We start from the raw sequence: 25028 nt of genomic DNA, 5'->3' as shown, positions 1-25028 counted from the left end.
ACATGCTGTTCACTGAGGAACGGGCATGGCCTCAAGGAGATGGGGCAGGCGCCGTCGGCATCAAGCGCGAAAGGCGCTCACGCCGTGCGAACGCGTGAGCGTCGAATGGGGCGCGCTAGTCGCCCGAGACGACAAAGAGGAGGTCGCTAGAGGTGAGCGTGCTGCCCTTCGAGATCGCGAGTTCGCAAAGTCCCTTCGCGGCCGGATCGACCTGGCGGAAAGTGCAATGCACGAAGGTCGTGCTCGTCCTGCACTGCGTGGGATTGCCCGACCAGAAGCTGCAGTTGTTCGAGGCGCAGTCGCTGCTGTTGCAACCTGCCCAAGTCTTGTAGTTCCATCGTGCGAGGTCAAGCGCTTCGGGGTCGCCGCGCAAGTTATGAATCGCGAGCAGGGCAGCGGCCATTCCCGCCATGTGATTTTCGGTCCGCGCCCGCTCCGTCGGCTTCTGCTGCCACTCCGGATCCAGGGCACTGAGGTAGCCTTGATTGCCGTTGCGCCGCTCGAATGTTTCCGATGCGATGCTGCGCTTGACGAGCATCCAGTCCCGATCCGTTTGGGCCACCGCCGCCGTGCCGAGGCTCAGATAGATATTGGTGTTTCTGATGAAGCGGATGCTGTCATTGGCATTCCCGCTCGACCAGAAATAGACGCAATTTCCGCAAGCCGGCAAAATCGCGGCGTGCTTTGACCAGTAGGACACTCCCCCACTTCCAAGCCGAAGCAAATCCGGCTTCTTGAGCACGTCCGCCGCGCGTCCAAGGCAGGCGAGCGCCAAGCCGCTTTGGAACGCGTAAGGTGTGCCCGGCGCATCGCACGTGCCGTCTCCGAAAGCGTCGAAGCCGCCGTTGGAACAACGCTTCGGGTCGTTGTCCTGCTTTCGCCGGCTCCATGTGAGACTGCCGTTCTCATCTTGGGCGGCGAGCTTCAGCAAGGCATCGACGCGCGCCTGCAAATAGGGCGTGAAGCGCTTGTCGCCTTGCTTCACCATTTCGGCCGCGAACAGGCAATCGGTTGCGAGAGCGTTTGAGGGGCGGCCTTCGGCTTTGTCGGCTGCGGCCAGCTGTCCGTCGATCGACTTCTTGACGCTCTCTTGTGCACTTGGCGAGAGGTTCGCGCCAATGGTGGCGGAGCGGCGCGCGACATAGGCAAGCGCTTCGGAACTCGACACCATTCCCAATGTGAGCGCTGCCGCGCAGAGGATGGACCAGCGTTTCAAGTTTGAAGGCCGAACATTTCCAGTCATTCAATCCACCATTTAATGAAAGTGTGCTCGTAGCGCGGCAACGCGTGTCGAGCTGGCAGCTTCTTCCGGGCTGCCTCACAATAAACGCTCGAAAAACTAAAACATCATTACATCATCGGGCGACCGGCGACCGGCGACCGGCGACCGGCGGACAAAGGCGTTGGGTCGTGCGGGCCGATGCCGGTTCAGCGAGGAGGCGGGAGGGTAAACGGCTCGCCGGGGCCTCGACGATGACGCGCCGTCCATGACGATACGATGGCGGGAATGCGGTCCTTCGGAGCGGCCTCGCCGAAGAGATACCCCTGGCCGAGATCGCAGCCCTGCATCCGCAGATAATCGGCTTGGATATCGGTCTCGATTCCTTCCGCGATCGTCGTGATCCCCAGGCTCCGGCCCAACTGCAGAATCGCTTGGAGGATGGCGGTATCGTCCGGGTTGCTGGCGAGATCGCGAACGAAGGAGCGGTCGATCTTCATGATGGCGACCGGGAATTGTTTGAGATGCGAGAGCGATGCGTAGCCGGTACCGAAATCATCGAGCGCGATTCTGACCCCTTCCGCATCGAGGGTCCGGAGCGCGCGCTCGACATGCTCCGCACCACGGCCGAGGAATACGGTTTCGGTCACTTCCAGGATCAGATGGCGCGTAGGAATGTCGGCTGCGCGCAGGCGCTCCAGCAATTGTTCGGCGAAATCGTTTCCACGAAACTCGGCGGCGGCTGCATTGATCGCGACGTGACCGATTTCGAGGCCGGCGTCGAGCCATTGGCGCATGTCGCGGAATACGAGTTCCTGCATTTGTTGGCCGATTTCCACGGCGAGGTGAGGATCGTCGAAGGCCGCCTCGATGGCTCCGGGCGGCTCCAGGCCACCGCGTGGGTTGCGCCATCGCAGCAAGGCCTCGAAGCCAGCGAGCTTGCCTGAACCGAGCCGCACCTTGGGCTGGTAGAACGGTTCGATGCGACTGGCATCGACGGCTTCGCGCGCGTCGCTGCGCATCCGCACCCGATGTTGTGCCTTGGCGCGCATTGAGGGCTCGAAGACCATCAGCTTGCCGCGGCCTGCCGCTTTCGCGGAGTAGAGGGCGAGGTCGGCCTGTTTCAGAAGGTCATCCACGTCCTGCGCATGGTCCGGCCAGAGAGTCGCCCCGATGCTCGCGCGGCAGTCGATGACGCGACCACCAAAGGAGAATGGTTGGTGAAGCCGGTCGAGGATCGGCCGGATAATTGTTTCGATGTCCGAGGCGTCCGCGAGATCGGGCAGGATAATGCCGAATTCGTCGCCCCCGTTGCGCGCGATGGTGTCTATGCTGCGGATCGAGCCGCTCAATCGCTCCGCCACCGTTCGCAGAAGGGCGTCGCCGCCATCGTGCCCGAGCGAGTCGTTGACTTCCTTCAGATGATCGAGGTCGAGAAGAAGCAGGCCAACTTTTTGGCCGCTGTTTCGAGACCGCGTGATGATCTGCTCCAGGCGTTCGAGGAAGAGAACCCGGTTCGGGACAAGCGTCAGAGAGTCATGATGCGCGACCCAACGCAGTCGTTCTTCTGCATGCCTTTGATTCGTCACGTCGTTGACGGTGCCTTCGAGGAACCTGGGGGTCCCTGAGGAGCTATAGACGCATTGGCCCCGCTCCATGACCCACCGTATATCACCGGATCGCGTGACGATTCGGTATGTTTCCGCAAAGGGGCGTTGTTGCTCGACGGCATCGGCAACAGCCTTCTCAAGATTGTCGAGATCGTCGGGATGAACAATGTCCATCCAACGCAGTCCTCGCTCGGTGAAGTCTGTTGCTTGGTACCCGGTGGTCGGCTCCGCACCTACGCTCATGATACTGAACCGCCAAGGCGGTGCGACCTCGCATCGATAGACCAAACCGGGCAGGTTATCGATGAGTGTTGCAAGCTGGCGCTCGCTTTCGCGGACCTTTGCCTCCGCCACCTTGCGATCATTGATGTCTTCGGCAACCGTCACCATGGAAACAACGGTGCCGGCCTCGTCGCGCACGAAAGACACGTTGACCGCGCACCAGATCACGGAACCGTCGGGACGCACGTAACGCTTTTCGACCTGGAAAGGTTCGCCCTTCGCGGCGTTTTCCCGAAACAGCGGGATGTTCCACACGGCATCGTCGGGGTGGATCGAACTCCCGATCGGGAGCCCGTCCAACTCCTCCCTGGTCCGGCCCACGAGATCGCAGAAGCGTTGATTGACCATCAGCACGCGGTCGTTCATGTCCCGGTGGATAATGCCGACCATCGTCTGACCGAAGACGGTCGCGAGATGACGTTCCCGTTCGCGGATCGCTTCAGCAGCCGCGAAGCGTTCATTGAAATTACGAAAGAAGATCGTCAGGCCATCTTCGACCGGGACCGCGTGCACCTCGTACCGGGTCGATAGCGGCGCGTAGTAGATCTCGAAGAACTCCGTCGTACGTTCTGTCACGGCGCGTTGGCAGTGCTCCCAGAACGGTGAATCCACGACCTCCGGCAAGGCCTCCCAGAGATTTTTCCCGATCAGATCGAACCCGCCGCGAAGCTCGCTGGCAGCCCGGTTGTTCAGAAAAGTGAAACGCCACTGTCGGTCGAGGAAGACGACGCAATCAGTCGTCCCTTCCAGAAAGGCCCAGAGATGACGCGAAAGCTTATGCAGCTCATCGCTGTCGGACGGGCCGACCTCGTTACGAGCGTGCAAGATCGCCTCCATCCGGGGCCCGCTGTCTGGGCGAGCGATGGATCGGAGGGGCTTCTTCCCGGAAGAGGCGAAGAGTTGGGGGCGACCAGGTTGGGCGGGAAATACGCACTGCTGCTCCCACGGCAATTGTCGATGTTACTGACGGAACGGCGTCATCGCCAACAGATCCTTTCGAATCGATGGCATACTCTAAGAAATAGAGCATGCCGTATGGGAAGATAGAGGGTAGTCGGTGAACAAATGTGGTCCCCCCCTTCGTCACAACTTCGAGCGGTCGCCGGTGGCGTCTTATCGTGAGCCTCGCGGTGCATGAAAAAAGGCCCGGTGTTGCCACCGGGCCTTTCATATTTGATGCAACAATGTTGTTGTTAGTTGAACTTGTAGTTCACGCCTGCACGGACGACACCGAACTCGGAGTCGCGGCGAGTGACGCGCGACGTGTCGATGACATAGTTGCTGCGGGTATCGAGGTTCACGTACGAACCTTCGACCTTCGCGGTAATGTTGTCGGTGACCGCGTATTCGACGCCACCGCCGAGGGTCCAGCCGCCATTGGTGTTGTTGCCGCGGTGATAGCCGAGCACCGTGTCATAGGCATTGTTGCCGCCGACATCGCCGTAGGCGTAGCCACCGGTGCCGAATACGAGGGCGCGGTCGAAAGCGACGCCGAGGCGGGCGCGGATCGTGCCATAGTAGCCGTCCGAGTTGCCGCGATAGTAGGTGGTGCCGTAGGAAGCGCCCTTGTTGCCGACTGCCGCATACTGGATGTCGGTCTCGGCGCCGATCACGAACATGCCGAGCTGGTAGTTGTAGCCGATCTGACCGCCGCCGACGAAGCCGCCGTTGCTGTTGCTGCCGACATAACCGAAGGCCGGATCATAGTAGCGGCTCGTGCCCGTGCTCCAGCCGTAGCCGGCGTTGGCGCCGACATAGAAACCCGTCCAGGTGAACGCCGGCATCGCGTTGTAGATCGGCGCAGGGCTGCGGCGCGAGGGGAGATCGGCCGCCTGTGCGGTCGAAGCTGCGACGGCGAGAGCTGCGGTTCCAGCGAGCAGTCCGAGAAGAGAGATACGCATAACTATTTTCCGTTCTTAAGGACTTAATAGCCCAAGGCTTCAAGTGCCTGTCCCGATTGTATTTAGAAAAGCGGAGCAAGTGATGCAATATGATTGCTATAACGTGATGGATATATGATTGATAATTTATGAATGTTTACTTTTCATAAACCAATAAAGATGCCGCTCGGTTGACCTGAAAGCTGCTCATATGTCGAGATCAGGTCCTCACTTTGGCCTCCAGAGCAAGGGCGAGAGACAACCGAAACTTGGCCCTGCTCAAAAAGCAGGGTCTTTTCGTTCCGAGATTTCATGTCAGTCTCGCTCGCGGGTCAGGGCTTGGGATCGTTCAATGCGAGGTGCTGCGCGTGCCGGGCGATCACGTCCACATCCGCACTCATGTCGCGTCGGCCGGGATGAAGGTCCGCGATGGGAAACCAGCGCGCTTCCAGCGCATCGTCTCCGGCCTCGGGTTGACCGGAAAGCCATCGGCACCGCACGGCGATGAGAATGAAATGCTGGCGCAACGCACCATCGTCAGAGCGGTCCAGAATGTCGAGCGTGGTGATGACACCTTGCGCATCCGCTTCGACGGCCGTCTCCTCGAAAAGCTCGCGCAAAGCGGCTTCCTCGACGGTCTCGCCGTATTCGATCTTGCCGCCCGGGAAACCCCACAAGCCCGCATCGGGCGGATTGGCGCGTCGCACAAGCAGCGTCTGGCCCTCGTGAACGATCACGGCGATGACGGCGGGAACGGGGAGGGAGGCTTGGACGGGTACGGAGGCTTGGCCGAACATGGCCAAGCCTTATCGCAAGAAGCCTGTTTCCGATAGGCGGCCTTCAGCGGTCCTGACGGTGCAGGGCCGATTGAAGCGGTTCGAGGCTTTTGTGGAACCACCGCGCGGTCGTCTCGGCGATATCCTTCCAATGAGCGGACGCGTTCTCATAGGCTTCGCGGGTGCTGCTCGTTTGCGCCAGGATCGCGTCCGAGAAGTGATGAGCGCGAAGCGTGCTGCGCCATAGGTCGAGAGCCGCGTCGCTCTGGGCCTGCAGGGCGTCGAGGATCTTGTCGTTGACCTCGAGAGCCCCACGCGCCGCTTCGCTCACGCTCTGGCGCAGGGCGTCGCTCGTGTCCTGCGGTGTTGAGGAGGGCTGAACGGCCTCGATAGGCGCGACAGGAGGCTGCCCGACCGCCTCGGCCGCGATGACCGTTTCCGTCTTCTCGACGGTCACGGGCGGCTTCGGAACGGTCTTCGACTTTTGCACACTCTTGGTACTGGTCTTGGCTCCTGCCTTCTTAGCGTCGGCCATGCATCTCTCCTCGCGAAGCGTCGGGGTCGGGGCTTACTTCTTGGAGCCGGGCTGCTTCACCGCCGCCTGAGCCAGGGCGCCGAACTCTTTCATCTGAGTTTGCATCGCTTCGAATTGCGAGCGAACGAATTCGGCCTGGTATTGCATGGCCTCCTGCACGTCCTTCGCGCGGACCATCTTCTGCGCCAGGTCGAACGCGGCGGAGATGTTCTGCTCGGCATAGGTGAAGGTCTTGCGGGTCACGTCCTTGGTGCTGGCCTGGACCGTGTTCGCCGAGCCTTCGAATGTATCGACGGTCTTCTGGGCGGCGCCCAGGAAGCCGTCGACGGCCTTGCGGGCCTGCTCGACGCTCTTTTCAGCAAAATCGCGCATTTCGGCTGGAATTTCGTAACCGGGGGTCTGGTTCGTTGCCATCGATCACTCCTTTGTGAGGGCATTGTGCAGTGCAATATCACATTGTGCACTGCAAAATCAATTCAAGACCTCAAGATTAAGGTTACCACAAAGTAAAGCGGCTTGAGAGGTTTGCCACATGGTCGAGATCGCGGATATTAAGGTAGAAGCGTTGTAAGAGGTGCCTTGCAAGCAGTTTTAAGGTCGAAGCCGTTCATGACGGATGCTCCGAACCCCTATGAAGCGATGATCGCGCGGCTGTCCGCGGACTCGGGCATGGCCAGCATGGCGAAGCCTGGGACCGGCGTGCTCGTGTGGGATCTCGCCATCGAAAGACTGCTCTGGGTCTCGCCCCCGGCCGAGGGGCTTCGCGAAATATTCGCCGACGAGGCCGGTCGTGTCCTTCCTGATCTGCGGGCTCTGGACCGCCTGAAGGCGCTGGCGGAAGGTCTCGCGCCAAAACAAGGGATGCGGCTGGAGCGCCTCCGGCTCGACCCGACCCGCGCCTGGCTGCCGATCACCTGCGCCTGCCGCTTGGCCGAACTTCCGACCGGGCAGACCGTTCTGGTGACCGCGATCGTCGGCCCCGTTCCCAAGATCATGCCTCGCTCCCGCCCCGCGCGAGCCGCTGAGGCGGCCCCCGTCGCGGAGGCCAGCGAGCCGCCGCTCCCTGAGACCAAACCTGCGGACACGATCCGGGTCGTCTGGCAGGCGGATGCCGATGCGCGCTTTATACACGTGTCGCCGAACCTCGCGGAGGCGGTCGGGCCTATGGCGGCCGATGTCATCGGGCGGACCTGGGGTGAGGTCACCCGGTCCGTGGTCCAAGATCCGGAGGGAGCCATCGCTTCCCTGTTCGCGCGCCGCGAAACCTGGAGCGGGCGCCCCATCTTTTGGAGCATCGATAATTCATTCCAACAGGTACCGGTCGACTGGGCCGGCATGCCGATCTTCGGCGAAGGCCGTGAGCTTATCGGTTTTCGGGGCTTCGGCCTTTTGCGGATGGACGCTGCCCGCGAGCCGGAACAGCTGGCCCCGGTAAACCCCGGCGAACCTTTCGCGGAGGCAGAGGCGGAGGACGAGGCGATCTCTGACGCCGCCGTTGCCGATGAGGAAAACTGGTTCGCGCATCTGCGCGACCGGGTGGCCGAGGCCCTCTCGGGTGCGAAACCCGCCGAGCCGGAACCCGTTGAGAGAGAGCAGATCCCGAGCGAGCCGACGGTTGTCGTCGAACGACCTGCGAGTACTCCCGCACCGAGTCTTTCTCAATCGGGTTTGTCCAATGCGGAGCGCAACGCCTTCCGCGAGATCGCGCGGGCTCTCGGCGCGCGTGCGGAGCCTGAGGCTCCTCCGGTCGAAGAGGGGCCAGCGGTTGAAGAGAAAGCAGAGACACCCGCCCCGACACCCATCGCTGTCGAGATTGCCGCTCCGGCCCCCGCTCCGGTCTTCAACGGCGACAAGGTGCTCGATCGTCTGCCCATCGGCATCCTCGTCCATCGCGGCGAACGCGTTCTCTTCGCCAACCGCTTCCTGCTCGAACTGACCGGCTATGACCATATCGGCCAGGTCATGGAGGAGGGCGGTCTCGTGCGCCTGTTTCGTGGCAGCCCCGTTCTGCAGGGCTCGGATGAGAACGGCTCGCCATTTGCGCTCACCAACCGGCACAACGAAAACATTGCCGTCGATGTACGCCTCGCTGTAGCCGAGTGGGATGGCGAGCCGGCAAGTCTCATGTTGATCCGCAAGGTGCCGGACGCGGATTCCGCGCAGCGCTTGCGCGCCGCCGAGCTGGACCTGCATCAGCGCCAGAGTCGTGTACACGAGCTGGAATCGATCCTCGATACGGCGACCGATGGCGTCATCGTGTTCGATGAGACCGGACGCATCCTCTCCCTCAACCGCTCGGCGGAGGCGCTGTTCGGTTACGATCAGCGCGAAGTGGTGGGCAAGGCCATCACGGTTCTACTCGCGCCGGAAAGCCACATCGTGGCGCTCGACTACCTCGAGGGCCTGCGCTCGCCGGGAGTTGCGAGCCTGCTCAACGATGGCCGCGAGGTCTTCGGCCGTGTGCGCCAGGGTGGCACGATCCCGCTCTTCATGACCATGGGCCACGTCAACGACGGGCCGGACCGGAAATTCTGCGCCGTCTTGCGTGACATCACGCCGTTCAAGAAGGCGGAGGGCGAACTCGTCGGCGCCAAGCGCGCGGCGGAGGAAGCCAGCGCCCAGAAATCCGATCTTCTGGCCAAGATCAGCCACGAGATCCGCACGCCGCTGAACGCCATCATCGGCTTTGCCGAGGTCATGCTGGAGGAGCGTTTCGGCGCTATCGGCAATGAGCGCTACAAGGAATATCTGAAGGACGTTCACGCCTCCGGCGCGCATGTCATCAGCTTGGTGAACGATCTGCTCGATCTCGCCAAGATTGAAGCCGGGCGGCTGGAACTGACCTTCACGAGCGTCAATCTCAATGATCTCGTCTCGTCCTGCGTCGCCTTGCTTCAGCCGCAGGCGGCGCGCGACCGCATCGTCATGCGCACAAGCTTCGCCGTGAAGCTGCCGCCGGTGGTGGCGGACGAGCGCTCCATGCGCCAGATCGTGCTCAACGTCGTTTCGAATGCGATCAAGTTTACGGATGCGGGCGGGCAGGTCATCGTCTCGACCGCGCTGACCGACAGGGGCGAAATGGCGTTCCGCGTGCGCGACACCGGCATCGGCATGACGGAGGATGAGATCGAGGCGGCCCTCGAACCGTTCCGTCAGCTTGCCACATCGCGCAAGCGTGGCGGCACGGGTCTCGGTCTGCCGCTGACCAAAGCGCTCGTTGAATCCAACCGGGGCGCCTTGCAGATTTCGAGCCACCCGAACGATGGCACGCTCGTCGAAGTGATCTTCCCGCCGACACGGGTTCTGGCCGAGTGACATCGGACGCTGGTCTTCTGTCGACGGGTGATTGATCCCGGCGAGATTGGCGCTACGCTTCCTGAGTCGAAGTCAGTCGCACGAGACGAGGGATTGCCATGTCCACCTATCGCCTCGACAAGCTTTTTGCGCCCCACTCCGTCGCTGTCGTCGGCGCGAGCCCGCGTCCGGGCTCGCTCGGCCTGACCTTTCTGAAGAACCTGATGGAGGGCGGCTTTGAAGGCGCGCTCTATCCCGTCAATCCGCATCACCGCCAGATCGAGGGAAAGCGCTGTTACGCGTCCATCGGCAAGCTGCCTGAGCCCCCCGACCTGATCATCGTCGCGGTGCCGCCCCGAAACGTTCTCGAGGTGATCGAGGAAGCCGGGAAGAAAGGGGTAGCAGCCGCGATCATCGCGACTGCCGGGCTCGGCTACGGGAAGAATTCCGAAGCCGAGAAGGTCAGGCTCGCCGCTCGGCGTTACGGCCTGCGTCTCGTGGGTCCCAATTGCATCGGCGTCATCGCGCCGCGTGCGCGGCTCAATGCAAGCTTCGCGGCACGAGGCGCGGCACCCGGCGATCTGGCGCTCGTCTCGCAATCGGGCGCGGTCGCGGCAGGTCTCGTCGAATGGGCCGCGCAGCGTCAGGTAGGGTTTTCCGCCATCGTCTCTCTTGGCGACAAGGTGGATGTCGATTTCAGCGACTGCATGGATTTCTTTTCCGCCGATCTCGCGACCCGCGCGATCCTGCTCTACATCGAATCCGTCGATAACGCGCAGAAATTCATGTCGGCCGCCCGCGCCGCCGCACGCACCAAGCCTGTCGTGGTGATCAAGGCCGGCCGCCACGCACAAGGGGCGAAAGCGGCCGCGACCCATACGGGTGCGATGGCGGGGTCCGATGCAGTGTACGACGCCGCGTTCCGCCGCGCCGGGTTGCTGCGCGTGCTCGATCTCGATCAGCTCTTTGCCGCCGCCGAGACGCTGGGGCGACAGAAGCCTTTTCCAGGCAACCGCCTCGCCATTCTCACCAATGGCGGCGGTGTCGGCGTTCTCGCGGTCGATCGCCTGATCGATCTCGGCGGAACGCTGGCTTCTATCTCGGACGCCACGCGGGCCAAGCTCGACGCGATCCTGCCGCCCACTTGGTCTCATGCGAACCCGGTCGATATTGTGGGTGACGCGGATCCCGCTCGCTATAAAGGCGCATTGGAAGCGTTGATCGCCGATCCAGAGAACGACGCTATCCTCATCCTCAACGTGCCGACCGCCGTGACAGGTGCCCCAGAGGCAGCCGCCGCCGTGGCTGGTGTGGTGAAACGCGAGCGCCAGAAAGGCTTGCGACAAAAGCCTGTCTTCGCCGCCTGGATCGGCGAAGACCCGGATTCCTTGCGCGTGTTCGAGGAGGCGCAGATTCCGCATTATTCCACCGAAGCGGATGCGGTGCGCGGCTTCCTGCAGCTTGTGCGCTACCGCGAGGCGCAGAGCGAACTCATGGAAACGCCGGACAGCCTGCCGCATGATTTCGCGCCCGACACCGCAGCCGCCCAGCGGATCATCGAAGGCGTTTTGGCGCGGGGCAGGGAATGGCTCGACCCGCTGGAGGTCAACGCGCTGCTGCGCGCTTACGATATTCCCGTCGCCGCAGTGGTTCTGGCCAAGACCGCCGACGAGGCGGCCGAGGCAGCACGCCCGATGCTTGCAGCAGGCGGAACGGTCGCGGTCAAAATCCTCTCGCCCGATATCGTGCACAAATCCGATATCGGCGGGGTGAAGCTCGATCTCGCGACGGAGGACGCGGTGCGGAATGCCGCAACCGACATTCTCGCGCGCGCTGCGCGGCTCAGGCCCGATGCGTCGGTCACAGGAGTCACGATTCAGCCGATGATCCGGCGGCCGAACGCGCGTGAATTGATCGTCGGCCTCGCGGATGATCCATCCTTCGGGCCAGTGGTTCTCTTCGGTCGCGGCGGCACGGCGGTGGAGGTCATCAACGACAAGGCGCTGGCGCTTCCGCCGCTCGATCTCAAACTCGCGAACGATCTGATCTCACGCACACGCGTGTCGCGTATCCTGAAGTCCTATCGCGACGTTCCGGCCGCCGACACGCAAGCCATCGCGCTCGTGCTGGTGAAGCTGGCGCAGCTCTCGGCCGATTGCCCCGAGGTGCATGAACTCGACATCAATCCGCTGCTCGCGGATCATGACGGCGTCATCGTCATCGACGCCCGCGTGGCCGTTCTGCCCGCACCAGAGGCGCGAAAGGGCAGGGGGCATCCGCGCTTTGCGGTGCGGCCATACCCCAAGGAGTGGGAGCGTACGATCACGATGCGCAGTGGACGCACCGCTTTCGTGCGTCCTGTCCGGCCGGAGGACGAGGAGGAGTTTCGCCGCTTCTTCGAGCATGTCACCCCCGAAGATTTGCGCTTGCGCTTCTTCGCGCCGGTGCGCGATTTCAGCCACCCCTTCCTCGCGCGTTTGACACAGCTCGACTACGCGCGCGCCATCGCCTTCGTCGCCTTCGATAGCGACACCGGCGAGATGATGGGCGCGGTCCGCATCCATGCTGACGCAAACCACGAGACCGGCGAATATGGCATCCTTCTGCGCTCTGATCTGAAAGGCATCGGTCTCGGCTGGGAACTGATGCGGCTTATGATCGAATGGGCGAAGGTCGAGGGTTTGCACGAGGTCGAGGGACAGGTGCTGCGCGAGAACGCGACCATGCTCGACATGTGCCGAAACCTCGGTTTCGCCATCCATGCCGATCCGCATGATGCGGAGCTGCGCCTCGTGACGCTGCCGATCGCATCTATGCGAGAGACTGAGCTCGTTCCGCCTTAGAGCATGATCAGGACAAGTCGAAACCGTTTGTTCGTCAGGATCATGCGGAACTGAGAGTTTGATCATGCTTCAACGGGACATGATCAAACTCTGGGACTGCGATGTCAGACCCGGTTCAATCGGCCTGCGCGCTTGACGTCAGAGGCCGCGACAGGAGAGTGCGAATGTTCCCGGCACCGGCCTCCGCTCCTTCCCAGGAGACATTCGCGATGCGCCAGCCCTTTGAGGTTTTGGCGAGATCGTAAGTGACCTTCGTCGGAGAACTCACGTTCGTGAATGACACGATTCCAGCGGCCCGCTGCGCCCCCTTGGGCACAACCGTGATGTCGAGGTCCTTGATGTCGAAATCCTGGGCGTAGACGAAAGGGTCGAAATCGATCCGCCCAACTTCGCCTCCGGATTCCCGCAGATCCTGCAAGATAAGCTTCGTCAGGCTGGCGTCGAAATATTGCTGCGTCTTCGATCCGCGCCAGTCGATGGCATCGGCATCGGTACCGACATACGCCTTATAAATCGACTCGAGAAACTGTTTCGCGCCCGTATCCGCGGCGTAAGACGGCGACCATAGTGCGCCGAACAGGAAGACGATGGCTGTCGCGAGCAGGTGATAATTCTTTCGCGATACGATCTTACATACGGCACGGATCATGGCTGTCTCTTCGATGTTGGATCGAGAGCGATGCTAGCGAGCATGCCCGCGAAAGCAAGTGTGCATGCTGCCATTGCATCGCGAATACATCCAAGACCGCGTAAGATTCAGAAACTCTAGTGGCCTTCGTCGCTCATCAGGCCGCCGACGTGCTTTTGCGCGTAGAGTTCGATTCCGAGTTGCTCGACGAGGTTGAGCTGGGTTTCGAGGAAATCGATATGGCCTTCCTCGTCCTTCATCAAATCCTCGAACAGGATTTTCGACACGCGGTCGCCGACACCGTCACAATACTCTGCCGCCTCGCCGTAAAGATTGCGCGCGTCATACTCGGCGGCGAGGTCGCATTCCAGAATTTCCTGAACGTTCTGGCCGATGCGTAAGGGGTCGAGCACTTGTAGATTGGCGAAGCCGTCGAGAAAGAGAATGCGCTCGATGAAGCGATCCGCGTGGTTCATCTCCTCGATGGATTCCTTGCGCCACGCCTTGGCCAGATCCTTGTAGCCCCAATTGTCGAGGATCCGGAAGTGCAGCCAATATTGGTTCACTGCGGTCAATTCGCTGCGCAGGCCGCGATTGAGATACTCGATTACCTTCGGATCGCCCTTCATCCTCGCCTCTCGTCGAAACTGTGCCGGAACACGCCGACCGCGAAAACCTCGGAAGAGTTATGAATTAGAGCATGATTCAGAAAAGTGGAATCCGGCCTTCCGATAAAATCAGGGGGCATCAAAAGGCTAGGATCTGATCATGTTCCAGGGAAACATGATCAAGCGATCATTCAAAGAGTGGGCTCAGCCGCAGCCTGTTCCAGCTTCGCGGGGCAGCATCCGCGTCGGCATGCGGCGAGCGGTTCGGCTCCGGCCTCGGCCAAAGCCTTGTCCATGATCGCGCGGATGGTCCGGACGCAGCGCCCGCAATCGGGGCTGCAACCCAAACAGCGATAGACCTGCGCCGGCGTGCGCGGGCAGTCCTGTCCCGGTTTGAGGCAGGCTTTCACGTCGCCGTCGGAAAGAATGTTGCAGGAGCAGACGATCATTGAGATTCCAGTTTGGAATTCTTAAAAACTATTGTTCTCTCAATGACTTACATAGAAGTAAAACGCGTCGTTCGCCATGATGGCAAGCCGCGCCCGGTTGTCGCGGCCTGCGCGGTTGTTACTCGCTCACCACGACGACGTGCAATCGCCTCGGCCCATGCGCGCCGAGAAGCATGGTCTGCTCAATATCACCCGAGCGCGAAGGGCCGGTGATCCAGTTCACCGTGCGCGGCATGCCGCCTTTGCCGAAAGTGAATCGCACCCGGTTCCACACGGATTCGTAATCGCCAGCAATGTCCTTCGCCGCCACGACGATGATGTGGTTGTCGGGCAGGAAGTTGAGGGTCGAGGGATTTTCCGGTCCGGAGACCAGCACCAGAGAGCCTGTCTCGGCCACGCCACCGAAAGCGTGGCTGACCGCATTGAGGTCGTGGCCTTCGCTCGGTCCGTGCGAGATGTCGAGCGCGGTCTCGGTCCAGGGCATGGCCTTGAGGCGGAGATCGTCGCCCATGCGGAGGCTGGCGGGCAGGTTGTGACTGCGCAGGAACAGGGCGATCGATAACGGGACATCGGCCGAGGAGGCCACTTCCGTCACCGTGGCGAGCGCTGCCTCGGCCTGCGTCTTGAACAGGGCAAGGCGCTCCTCGCCGGAAACTTGGCCGCGCGCGGGGATGAGCCCCTTCGGCGCATGCTCCAGCCTCTCAGCCACGATGTTTCGCCTGATGGTCTCGGTTCCCTTGACGCCGAGCGAGCGGCGGATATTGGCGAGAACGTCGTCGCGGGCGCTCATGCGGCTTTTCCTTTACGCTCGCGTTTCCAGCGCGCCTGAAACGTTTCGCCCTGCGGCGCAGGGAAGTCGCGATACTTCGTCCAGCCCTTGGCGAGCGGCAGCCATTTGAAACGGCCGCGATGGCGGCCTGCGAAACCGAGCGCGCCCATGGCGGCGCGCGTCACGAGCCGATAAAGAGCCGGGCGCTTGGCGAAGAAGCCCCAGAAAGCAAGCCCGGAGCGGAAGGTCGCGGGCGTCAGATGCCGCTCGAATTCGCGCTCGCGCCAATGGCGCATGAGTTTCGGCAGCGGAATGCGCACCGGGCACACACTCTCGCAGCGGCCGCAGAAAGTGGTCGCGTTGGGCAGGTGACCCGCCTTGTCCACGCCGATCAACGAAGGGGTCAACACCGCGCCCATCGGGCCGGGATAAACCCAGCCATAAGCGTGGCCGCCGACTGCATGATAGACTGGGCAATGGTTCATGCACGCGCCGCAGCGGATGCAGCGCAGCATCTCCTCGAAATCCGAGCCGAGCATGGCCGAGCGCCCGTTATCGAGCAGCACCACGTGATAATTCTCGGGCCCGTCCGCATCGCTTGCGCGGCGCGGGCCGGTGGAGAAGGTGGTGTAGACCGACATTTCCTGGCCCGTCGCGGAGCGGGCGAGCACACGCAGGATTTGGCTCGCATCTTCCAGCGTCGGCACGAGCTTTTCGATTGATGCCAGAACGATATGCGTCTTCGGCAGAACCTGCGTGAGATCGCCATTGCCCTCATTGGTGACGATGATGGAGGTGCCGGTTTCCGCCACGAGAAAATTCGCGCCCGTGATGCCGACATCGGCAGCGAAGAAGCGCTCGCGCAAGACCGCGCGGGCCTCTGTCAAAAGCTGCACCGGCTGCGACAGGTCGCGCTTCGGGTCGAGGTCCTTGTGAACGCGTCGGAAATCCTGTTCGACCTGGGTCGCGTTGAGGTGGACGGCGGGCGCGATGATGTGGCTCGGCAATTCGTTGCGGAGTTGGATGATGTACTCGCCGAGATCGGTTTCAACCGGCGTGATGCCGTTTGCCTGAAGGTGGCCGTTGATCTCGATTTCCTCGGCGATCATCGACTTGCCCTTGGTCACCGTCTTCGCACCCGCCTCGCGGCAGATGGAGAGGATGATGTCGCGGGCGTCGTCCGCGTTGCGGGCGAAATGCACATGCCCGCCGGATGCTTTCACCTTGGCCTCATAGGCTTCGAGATAGAGGTCGAGATGTTCGAGCGTGTGGTTCTTGATGTCGCGCGCGGAATCCCGCAAGCCCTCGAATTCGGGCAGCTTCTCGGCTGCCTTTCGACGCTTGTCGATGAAGCCCTGCTTCACGTTGCCGAGGGCTTTCTGCAATTGCGTGTCGGCCAGCGCCCGCGCGGCATTCCGCTTGAACTGGGGTGAGGTGGTGTGAACGATCATGGCCTTGCTCTCACTTCGCAGGCTTGGCTGTCGGCGCGCCAATCGGAGGCTCGTCCGTCATCCCGGCGAGGATCTCCGCGACGTGACGGACTTCGATGGTCTTGCCGTCGCGGGAGAGCTTGCCCGCCATGTTCATGAGACAGCCGAGATCGCCCGCGAGCAGGGTGCGGGTGTGGGCTTCCTCGATGTTCCTGGCTTTTGCGCCGACGATGGCGCCGGAAATGTCGCTGTATTTCACGGCGAAGGTGCCCCCGAAACCGCAGCAGACATCGCTTTCGTTCATCTCGACGAGCGTCAGGCCCTCGACGCTGGAGAGCAGCTTGCGTGGCTGGGTCTTGACGCCAAGCTCGCGCAGGCCCGAGCATGAATCGTGATAGGTCACTGTGCCGCTGAAAGCCGCATCGACCTTTGAAATGCCGAGCACGTCGACAAGGAAGCTGGTCAGCTCGTAGGTCTTGTCCGCAAGGGCCTCGGCCTTCGGCAGCAGGTTCGGATCGTCCGCGAAGAGCTCCGGATAATGGGCCTTGATCATCCCAGCGCAGGAGCCGGAGGGCGCGACCACGTAGTCGTAGTGTTCGAACGCCGCCATGACCTGCTCCGCGATGTCCCGCGTCGTGCCCCGGTCGCCCGAATTATAGGCAGGCTGGCCGCAGCAGGTCTGCGCCGGCACGTCCACACTGCAACCGGCATCCTCCAGCAGTTTCACCGCCGCGAAGCCGATGGAAGGGCGCATCAGGTCGACGAGGCAGGTGACGAAAAGGCCGATATGGGGTTTGCGTTCTTGCTTCACCGCTGAAAACCTTTTCCGGGACGGATGCTACCAACATCATCCAAGACGGGAGTTGGTCAAGACTAGAGCATGATTCAGAAAAGTGGAATCCGGCGTTCTGATAAAATCATGCCGCATCAAAAGCTTAGGGCGCGATCATGTTTCGAGGAGACATGATCGGACACGAGAGACTCCGTGGAGAGTGCGGGACATGAAAAGGCCGCCGCTGCCGAAGGCCGCGACGGCTTGGATGGTTTGGTCGTCCGAACTGCTCTAAAGGACAATGAGATCCCAATAATGGAGAGCCGTGCCCGGTTTCAGCTGTGCGAATTTCACAGCGGCACCGGCTCCGTTCCCATCGCTGTCGTAGTAGAGAGCACCCGAAGCTTGATTGTAGATAATGTGGTCGTCGGCATCGAGCGCCTTGTCGCCCACACGGAAATGTTTCTCCAGAGCGGCGCGGAAAACGTCCGGATGGCTTGGCTTGAGCTGAGTGAAGCCCCCCGTGCTCTCAGAGGGCAGGCCTTTGAATATATGGCTCGAGAGGGCGATGACATCGCCTTCCTTTGAGTTGAAATCGGTAATCCGGTCGACGTTGTTGCGGCCGAGCTTGCTGTCGAAAATGAACGCATCGGCTCCGGCGCCGCCCGTCAGAACATCGCGTCCTGCTCCGCCATTGAGTTCGTCGTTACCCGCGCCACCAATAAGGTGGTCGTTGCCGTTTTTGCCCTGGATGAGGTTATCAGTATCGTCCCCGACGATCCGATCGCGGCGGCTGTCGCCAGAATAGTGGAAATGGGGGTTGCTCTGCCAATCCGCGTGATAGCTGAGCCCGTATTTCGTATAAGTGTAGTCGTTCATCTTCATAACAATCACCACCTTGATGACCAAACTGTTGCTGATAACTCCAGCTTAGAATACTGGTGATGTTGCATTATAACGTAGCTTGAATGAACGACAAGGATACGGCTTAGAGTTTTCTTGGAGCGGATCGCGGCTATCCCATGCGCGATGGCGCGGGATTTACTGGGCCTTTTTGCCCGTGGCGTCGAACTGCTTCAGATACGCCAAAAGGTCGTCGACTTTCTTGTCATCCTTGACGCCGGCATAGACCATTTTCGTTCCGGGAACCTTGGCGCGCGGGTCCTTGATGTAGTCCCGGAAGGTCGTCTCGTCCCAGGTCAGGTGGGAGTTCTTGTTGGCCGGGGAGTAGTTGTAGCCCTCATAAGTGCCCGCCGGGCGGCCGATGACGCCGTTCAGCACGGGTCCGACGGCGTTTTTCGCGCCCTCGCCGATCTGGTGGCAGGCCTTGCATTGCGTGAAGACCTTCTCGCCGGCGGCGGCATCCTGAGCCTGGGCTGCACTGAATCCTGCAAGGGTGGTTGCAAGGACCAGGGCGGCGGGGAGAACGGGCAAACGCATCAAAAACTCCTATTCTTGGATGACCACGCCATCTTAGAGGGGTTCCACCTTATTGGAAAAGTTGCGGAAGAGCAGCTACCTTGGGATAGAGTCGGCCATGGGGATAAAATAGCCCATAAACCGCGAAATGCACGATCCGGAACCGCGGAACCCTGTTCCTGCAAGGGTCTTGCGTCAACAAGAACACCGGGTGGAGGCGATGACGATTGTCACGCGATTCCGCCTTCAGGAGAGGCGCCATGTCGATTGCATTTCCGAAGCCCGACGGGGCCATCCTGTCTCGCAGAAACGAGATCCTGGCGGGCCTTGCAAGGCTTGTGGCGCCGGAGGCCCTGATTTCGTCGGAGGATGAGCGTCGGGCCTTCGAGACGGACGGTTTGACCGCCTATCGCCAGATACCGCTGGCCGTGGTGTTGCCTTCTTCGACGGCGGAGGTTTCCGCCGTGATGCGGTTCTGCCAGGAAAACGGGGTGAAGGTGGTGCCGCGCGGGGCCGGGACCTCGCTCTCTGGCGGCGCGATCCCGCAGGAGGACGCCATCGTGCTCGGCATCGCCAAGATGAACCGGGTGCTCGACGTCGATTTTGCCAACCGCACCGCCCGGGTCGAGGCGGGCATCACCAATCTCGGCATCAGCCAGGCGGTTGCCTATGAGGGGTTCTTCTACGCCCCCGATCCGTCGAGTCAGCTCGCCTGCACGATTGCGGGCAACATCGCCATGAATTCCGGCGGGGCCCATTGCCTGAAATACGGAGTCACCACCAACAATCTGCTTGGCGTGACGATGGTTCTCCTCGACGGCACCGTGGTGACGTTCGGCGGGGAGCATCTGGATAGCGGCGGTTATGATTTTCTGGGCCTCATCACCGGGTCGGAGGGGCAGCTCGGCGTCGTGACGGAGGCCGTGGTGCGCATTCTGCGCGCGGCGGAAGGCGCGCGCCCGGCGCTCTTCGGGTTCGAGCGGGTAGAGGATGCTGGCGCGTGCACCGCCGCCATCATCGCTGCAGGCATCATCCCCGTGGCGCTCGAATACATGGACCGCCCGGCCATCCAGATTTGCGAGGCTTTCGCCCATGCAGGTTATCCGCTCGATGTGGAGGCCATGCTGATCGTGGAGGTCGAGGGTTCTGACGCGGAGATCGACGACATGCTCCGGCGCATCGTCGCCATCGCCGAGCCCTTCCGCCCGAAAACCATCAAGGTCTCGCAATCGGAGGCCGAGAGCGCGGCGATCTGGAAGGGCCGCAAATCGGCCTTCGGTGCGACCGGCCGGGTTGCCGACTATATCTGCATGGACGGCACGATCCCGACCGGGCAATTGCCTTATGTCCTTCGGCGCATCGACGAGATCGCGAAATCCTATGGGCTTGGGGTTGCCAATGTGTTCCATGCGGGCGACGGCAACCTCCATCCGCTGGTGATGTTCGACACCAATAAACCCGGTGAGATGGAGAAGGCGGAAGCCGTGGGCGAAGCAATCCTGAAGCTCTGCGTCGAGGTCGGCGGCTGCCTGACCGGCGAGCACGGCGTCGGCATCGAGAAGCGAGATTTGATGACCTATCAGTTCACCGCCACAGATCTCGCGCAGCAAATGCGCGTGCACGGTGTGTTCGATCCGCAATGGCTGCTCAATCCGGCCAAGGTGTTTCCCCTCGAAGGGAGGCTCGCCGCGTGACGCTTCATATTCCCCGCGACGAGCAAGACGCATCGGCCATCATCCGCGAGGCTGCAGCCAAACGAGCGAAACTCCGTGTCTCCGGCCGGGACACCAAGGCGGCCATGGGACGGCCGGTCGATGCGCAAAGCGGTATTTCCTCACGCGAATTGAGCGGCGTCACGCTCTATGAGCCCGCCGAATTGGTGATCTCCGCGCTGAGTGGAACTCCTGTCTCCGAGGTCGTGCGGACGCTCGCAGACAAGGGCCAAGAATTGCCCTTCGAGCCGATGGATTACCGCCCGCTTCTGGGAACCAAGGGCGAGCCCACCATCGGTGCGGTGGCGGCGATGAATATTTCCGGGCCGCGCCGCATCATGGCGGGAGCGGCTCGCGACAGCCTGATCGGTGTGCGCTTCGCCAACGGGCAGGGCGAGGTCGTGAAGTCGGGCGGGCGGGTGATGAAGAATGTCACCGGCCTCGATCTCGTCAAGCTTATGGCGGGCTCCTGGGGAACGCTGGGCTTTCTGACGGAAGTGACCTTCAAGGTGCTGCCGAAGCACGAGCGCATGTCGACGCTCCTGCTGCGTGGCCTTGACGACAAGCGCGCCATCGAGGCGCTGTCACAGGCTCTCGGCTCGCCCTACGACGTGACCGGCGCAGCGCATCTGCCCGCGCCCGACACCCTGGGTGCGCGCACCCTGATCCGCCTTGAAGGCTTTTCGGTCTCGGTCGATTACCGCCTCGGCGAACTGCGCCGCCTGCTCAAACGCTTCGGCACCGGCGACATTCTCGAAGGCCGGGGAGCGGAGGCGCTTTGGCAATCCGTGAAGGACGCGACCGTGCTGCAGGATCATGCCGGCCGGTCGGTCTGGCGTATTTCGACAGCCCCGACAAAGGGCCCCGATTTCGCGAGCCATGTCGGTCGGGCGGTGGATGCACAGTGGTTCTACGATTGGGGCGGTGGATTGCTCTGGATTACGACGCCTATGGCCGGCGATCTGGGTGTCACTGCAATCCGCGAGGCGACCAAGGCTTTCGGCGGCCATGCGACGCTGATCTCCGCGCCATCAGAAATCAGGTCCGCCCTCGATGTGTTCGAGCCGCAATCCGAAGCGGTGATGCAACTCACACGCGGCATCAAGGCCTCTTTCGATCCAGCGGGAATTCTCAATCCCGGCCGGATGTATGCAGGAGTTTAGAGTGAGTGGATCCGTCGCCCTCGCGTCAGACCACGCGAAATCGAAGCCGAACCGGCCCGTGCTCCATGCAGGGCTCGCCATCGCCGTTGTCGCCGTCACAGCCGCCATCCTGTTGGCCATGGGCCGCACCCCGATCTGCAAATGCGGCGCGGTCGAACTGTGGCATGGAGTCGTGAACGATTCAGGCAATTCGCAGCACCTCACGGATTGGTATTCGTTCTCCCACGTCATCCACGGTTTCCTGTTCTACATGGGAGCCTGGCTCATCGGATTGTTGAGGGGAAAGCCGCTGCCGCTCGGCGTCGCGTTCCTGCTGGCGCTTGGCGTCGAATGCGCGTGGGAGATCGCCGAGAACAGCAGCACGATCATCGAGCGCTATCGCGCCACGACCATCGCGCTCGACTATTACGGCGACAGCGTCCTCAATTCGATGTCCGACATTCTGATGATGTCGGTGGGCTTCTTTTTGGCGCGCATCTGGCCGGTTGGGTTGACTGTTGTCGCCGCGCTCGCAATGGAGCTGATTGTCGGGTACTGGATCCGCGACAATCTCACCCTCAACGTCATCATGCTGATCCACCCGGTCGAGGCCATCAACCAATGGCAGGCGGGGAGCTGAGTTGTAACCATGCAGACCAATTTCACTCCCGACCGATTGCAGGACCCGGCGATGGCGAGTTCGGAGAAGATCCTCCGGACCTGCGTTCATTGCGGCTTCTGCACGGCGACCTGCCCGACCTATCTGCTGCTCGGCGACGAACTCGATTCACCGCGCGGGCGCATCTACCTCATCAAGGACATGCTGGAGGGCGGAAAGCCCGCCACGCCGGAGGTGGTCAAGCACATCGACCGCTGCCTCTCCTGCCTGTCCTGCATGACCACTTGCCCGTCCGGCGTGCATTACATGCACCTCGTCGACCATGCGCGCGCCTATATCGAAGAGACCTATAAGCGCCCCTGGCATGACAGGCTCCTGCGGTCTCTCCTGGCGCAGGTTTTGCCCTATCCGGGCCGGTTCCGCCTCGCCATCGGGGCCGCCATGCTGGCAAGGCCGATGAAGGGGCTGATCGGAAAGCTGCCGCTCTTCGGGCAGCGGCTCGAAGCCATGGTCGATCTCGCGCCGTCGCGCATTCCCGCCCGCTCGCCTTTCGATGCGCCGGGTGAGTTCAAGACGGAGACAACGCGGCGGGGCCGCGTCGCGATCCTGTCCGGCTGCGCCCAGCCGGTGCTCAAACCCGGATTCAACGAGGCCGCGATCCGGCTTCTCAACCGGCACGGCGTCGATGTCATCCAGGCGAAGGGGGAGGGGTGCTGCGGCGCGCTGGTCCATCACATGGGCCGGGAAGAGCAGGGCCACATCTTCGCCAAGCGCAACATCGACGCCTGGATTGCGGAGATGGACGGGGAGGGGTTGGATGCCATCATCGTCACGGCGTCGGGCTGTGGCACCACGATCAAGGATTACGGCTTCATGTTCCGCGAGGACCCGGCCTATGCCGAAAAGGCGGCCCGGGTCTCGAGCCTCGCCAAGGACATCACGGAATATGTGACGAGCCTGACCCTGATGGAGCCGGTGCGGCAACTCGATCTCGTGGTCGCCTATCATTCCGCCTGCTCCATGCAGCATGGGCAGCAGATCCGCACGGAGCCGAAGGCCCTCCTCAAACAGGCGGGCTTTACCGTCAAGGACGTTCCGGAAGGGCATATCTGCTGCGGGTCGGCCGGAACCTACAACCTGCTCCAGCCCGAGATCGCTGCGCAGCTGCGGGCGCGGAAAGTGGCCAATATCGAGCGGACGAAACCCGATCTCATCGCCACCGGCAATATCGGCTGCATGACCCAGATCGGGAAAGGGACGGGAATTCCCATCGTCCACACGGTCGAGCTCCTCGACTGGGCGACCGGGGGGCCCATGCCGGAGGTGCTGGAGGAGGCGGGCATCCAAGCCAACCGCTCTGCGGTGCCAACCATCGCGGCTGAATGAGTTTGTGACATTGGGGGTGCACGAAATTCTGTTTCCAACCTTGGCCGCTCTGGGCTAAAAGAAGCCCAAAGTGCGACAATTTCATGCGTAAGGGGGCGGCACCATGTCTTCCGGTTGGACGTCTTTCAGAAACCGTTTCGGCAAAAAGGCGGAGGAGGCTGGCCCGAGCCTTCCGTTGGAGCAGAATATCGCGCTCCAGCCCGCTCAAGCTCCCGCCGCCAAGGACGAGCCCATCGCCGTACGCCCGAACGGGGCACTCGATTCCATCGGGCAGAAGAATGAGCTGATCCGGGTCCGCTTCGCGAACCTGATCGACCGGCTGGAAGAAATCCGCAGCCTGAAGGACGATTTCACGCTGCTCAGCGAGCCGGTTTACGATCTGATCCGCAGCTATCCGCAGATCCAGTCGCGCCTCCTCGAAACCGAGGCGGTGCTGAAGCAGGAGACCGAGACCACCATCGCCCTGCGCCGGGAACTCGGCGACCTGACCACTGCGCAGGCCCGGATGACGGACGATCTGTCCGCCACCGTGTCCCAGCTTCGGAAGGCCGAGACAAAGGTCCGTGACCAGGAATCGGCCATCGAGGACCTGCGGCTGAACGTGAAGGACAAGGAAGCGATCGTCGGCGACCTTGAGAATCAACTCAGCATCGAGACCGAGCGCGCCCGCAACATCACGGAAGAAAACCAGGCGCTTCGCCTCGAAGCCCAGGAAGCCGACCAGACGGTCGCCCGTGCGGAGCGCGAACTGATCGAGACCCGCGAGCGCAACGGCCTTCTCGATCACGAGGTCAAGCGCCTGCAGAAGGTGGCTGAAGAGCAGAATTACCGCCTGTCGAGCCTGACGAACCGCTATGGCGAGCTGGAAACCCAGCTCGAATCCACCCGCCAGCGGGCTTCCGAGCTTGAGAGCAAGCTGATGTCCGAGCAGGTGACGCGTCAGCGCCTCGAGACCCAGCTCGATTCCGAACGCTCGGCCCACCAGACGGACCTGTCGGCGCTCGACATGAAGATCGAGGGGCTCAACTCGCGCCTCGCCGCGACCGATAAGATCCTGGCCCATACCCGCGATCAGCTGCGCGACAAGAACGAGGCGCTTCGCGGCGTCGAGCGCAGCCTGAAAGAGACCACCATCGAGAAGAACACCATCGATCGGCGGTTCGAGGCTACCCAGCAGGAGGTCGAGCGTCAGGTCGCCATGGTCAACGAGCTGCAGCGCTCCCGCATCGAGTTGCAGGAACGCGTCGAGATGCTCAACAAGGCCATCGCGGCCAAGGACTTCCAGATCGAAAGCTCCGACAACAAGGTGGCGAGCCTTTCCGAGCGTATCGATCAGGTCACCAAGCGCTTCGAACAGGAGCGCAACACGCTGGAATCCGCCAATCGCCGTCTCACCGAAGAGCTTCAGAACGAGCGCGCCGAGCGCTCCCTCGTGCAGGGCGCTCTGGAGATTTCCCGCGAAAGCCGCGTGAAGATCCAGAAGAAATATGTGTCCCTGCGCAAGAAGACCCGCCTCGACACCCAGGAAGAGGATCCAACCCTCTTCGACGAGGACGAGGTCGAAACGAATGTCCGGCCGCTGAAATCCTCGGACGCCGAGTGAGCAATCTCCAAAGCCCCGCCATCGGCGGGGCTTTCGTTTCCTGCCCCCTCAC

General features: G+C 61.9%; 20 protein-coding genes and 1 pseudogene. 7 read left to right on the top strand and 14 right to left on the bottom strand.

Annotation, left to right across the window (positions count from 1 at the left end):
- Window positions 1-115 precede the first annotated feature (115 nt).
- From I2H38_RS16560 to I2H38_RS16535, 6 genes and pseudogenes are all read right to left on the bottom strand, one after another.
- The gene (locus I2H38_RS16560; protein WP_196272979.1) at window positions 116-1216 is read right to left on the bottom strand and encodes a hypothetical protein; all 1101 of its coding nucleotides are present in this window, start codon (window positions 1214-1216) and stop codon (window positions 116-118) included.
- A gap of 212 nt (window positions 1217-1428) precedes the next feature.
- Window positions 1429-3936 (bottom strand): sensor domain-containing protein, encoded by a 2508-nt coding sequence (locus tag I2H38_RS16555; protein ID WP_196272978.1) that lies wholly within the window; start codon window positions 3934-3936, stop codon window positions 1429-1431.
- A gap of 368 nt (window positions 3937-4304) precedes the next feature.
- Window positions 4305-5012: an outer membrane protein gene (locus I2H38_RS16550; protein WP_196272977.1), complete on the bottom strand. Its 708-nt coding sequence runs from the start codon at window positions 5010-5012 to the stop codon at window positions 4305-4307.
- Window positions 5013-5323: 311 nt separating this feature from the next.
- Complete coding sequence (locus I2H38_RS16545; protein WP_196272976.1) at window positions 5324-5788, bottom strand: NUDIX hydrolase; 465 nt, start codon at window positions 5786-5788, stop codon at window positions 5324-5326.
- 43 nt (window positions 5789-5831) lie between these two features.
- On the bottom strand, window positions 5832-6302 hold the full coding sequence (locus I2H38_RS16540) for a phasin family protein (protein WP_196272975.1): 471 nt from the start codon (window positions 6300-6302) through the stop codon (window positions 5832-5834).
- A 51-nt stretch (window positions 6303-6353) separates the two neighbouring features.
- Window positions 6354-6716: pseudogene (locus I2H38_RS16535) on the bottom strand (phasin); the annotation flags it as partial.
- Between the two features lie 195 nt (window positions 6717-6911).
- On the opposite strand from I2H38_RS16535, the gene I2H38_RS16530 reads away from it, so the two are divergent.
- On the top strand, window positions 6912-9617 hold the full coding sequence (locus I2H38_RS16530) for a PAS domain-containing sensor histidine kinase (RefSeq protein WP_196272973.1): 2706 nt from the start codon (window positions 6912-6914) through the stop codon (window positions 9615-9617).
- Window positions 9618-9715: 98 nt separating this feature from the next.
- Window positions 9716-12439, top strand: a complete 2724-nt coding sequence (locus I2H38_RS16525) for a bifunctional acetate--CoA ligase family protein/GNAT family N-acetyltransferase (protein ID WP_196272972.1) — start codon at window positions 9716-9718, stop codon at window positions 12437-12439.
- 115 nt (window positions 12440-12554) lie between these two features.
- Here I2H38_RS16525 and I2H38_RS16520 read toward each other — a convergent pair whose 3' ends face one another.
- The 8 genes from I2H38_RS16520 to I2H38_RS16485 form a co-directional block, all read right to left on the bottom strand.
- Window positions 12555-13088, bottom strand: coding sequence for a DUF3828 domain-containing protein (locus I2H38_RS16520; protein WP_196272971.1), 534 nt, complete (start codon window positions 13086-13088; stop codon window positions 12555-12557).
- A 116-nt stretch (window positions 13089-13204) separates the two neighbouring features.
- Complete coding sequence (gene bfr, locus I2H38_RS16515) at window positions 13205-13696, bottom strand: bacterioferritin (protein ID WP_196272970.1); 492 nt, start codon at window positions 13694-13696, stop codon at window positions 13205-13207.
- A gap of 170 nt (window positions 13697-13866) precedes the next feature.
- Window positions 13867-14124, bottom strand: a complete 258-nt coding sequence (locus I2H38_RS16510; protein WP_196272969.1) for a (2Fe-2S)-binding protein — start codon at window positions 14122-14124, stop codon at window positions 13867-13869.
- Window positions 14125-14242: 118 nt separating this feature from the next.
- Window positions 14243-14914 (bottom strand): LutC/YkgG family protein, encoded by a 672-nt coding sequence (locus tag I2H38_RS16505; protein ID WP_196272968.1) that lies wholly within the window; start codon window positions 14912-14914, stop codon window positions 14243-14245.
- A complete protein-coding gene (locus I2H38_RS16500; RefSeq protein ID WP_196272967.1) occupies window positions 14911-16344 on the bottom strand; it encodes a LutB/LldF family L-lactate oxidation iron-sulfur protein in 1434 nt (477 codons plus the stop codon). The genes I2H38_RS16505 and I2H38_RS16500 overlap by 4 nt, the downstream gene beginning before the upstream one ends.
- Window positions 16345-16354: 10 nt before the next feature.
- A complete protein-coding gene (locus tag I2H38_RS16495; protein ID WP_324617421.1) occupies window positions 16355-17134 on the bottom strand; it encodes a (Fe-S)-binding protein in 780 nt (259 codons plus the stop codon).
- Window positions 17135-17386: 252 nt separating this feature from the next.
- Complete coding sequence (locus tag I2H38_RS16490) at window positions 17387-17974, bottom strand: calcium-binding protein (protein WP_196272966.1); 588 nt, start codon at window positions 17972-17974, stop codon at window positions 17387-17389.
- Window positions 17975-18136: 162 nt separating this feature from the next.
- Complete coding sequence (locus I2H38_RS16485; protein WP_196272965.1) at window positions 18137-18535, bottom strand: c-type cytochrome; 399 nt, start codon at window positions 18533-18535, stop codon at window positions 18137-18139.
- 239 nt (window positions 18536-18774) lie between these two features.
- Between I2H38_RS16485 and I2H38_RS16480 the strand changes: the two genes are divergently transcribed.
- From I2H38_RS16480 to I2H38_RS16460, 5 genes are all read left to right on the top strand, one after another.
- On the top strand, window positions 18775-20208 hold the full coding sequence (locus I2H38_RS16480; protein ID WP_196272964.1) for an FAD-linked oxidase C-terminal domain-containing protein: 1434 nt from the start codon (window positions 18775-18777) through the stop codon (window positions 20206-20208).
- Complete coding sequence (locus I2H38_RS16475; RefSeq protein ID WP_196272963.1) at window positions 20205-21389, top strand: FAD-binding protein; 1185 nt, start codon at window positions 20205-20207, stop codon at window positions 21387-21389. Before I2H38_RS16480 ends, I2H38_RS16475 begins: the two co-directional genes overlap by 4 nt.
- Window positions 21390-21447: 58 nt before the next feature.
- On the top strand, window positions 21448-22008 hold the full coding sequence (locus tag I2H38_RS16470; RefSeq protein ID WP_407664098.1) for a DUF2585 family protein: 561 nt from the start codon (window positions 21448-21450) through the stop codon (window positions 22006-22008).
- A gap of 9 nt (window positions 22009-22017) precedes the next feature.
- Window positions 22018-23373: a glycolate oxidase subunit GlcF gene (gene glcF / locus I2H38_RS16465; RefSeq protein WP_196272961.1), complete on the top strand. Its 1356-nt coding sequence runs from the start codon at window positions 22018-22020 to the stop codon at window positions 23371-23373.
- A gap of 103 nt (window positions 23374-23476) precedes the next feature.
- On the top strand, window positions 23477-24976 hold the full coding sequence (locus I2H38_RS16460; RefSeq protein WP_196272960.1) for a chromosome partitioning protein ParA: 1500 nt from the start codon (window positions 23477-23479) through the stop codon (window positions 24974-24976).
- Window positions 24977-25028 lie beyond the last annotated feature (52 nt).

Source organism: Microvirga alba (assembly GCF_015694465.1).
GTDB lineage: Bacteria > Pseudomonadota > Alphaproteobacteria > Rhizobiales > Beijerinckiaceae > Microvirga > Microvirga alba.
The sequence above is the reverse complement of the archived record's forward strand: the minus strand, read 5'-3'. Positions and strand labels throughout refer to the sequence as shown.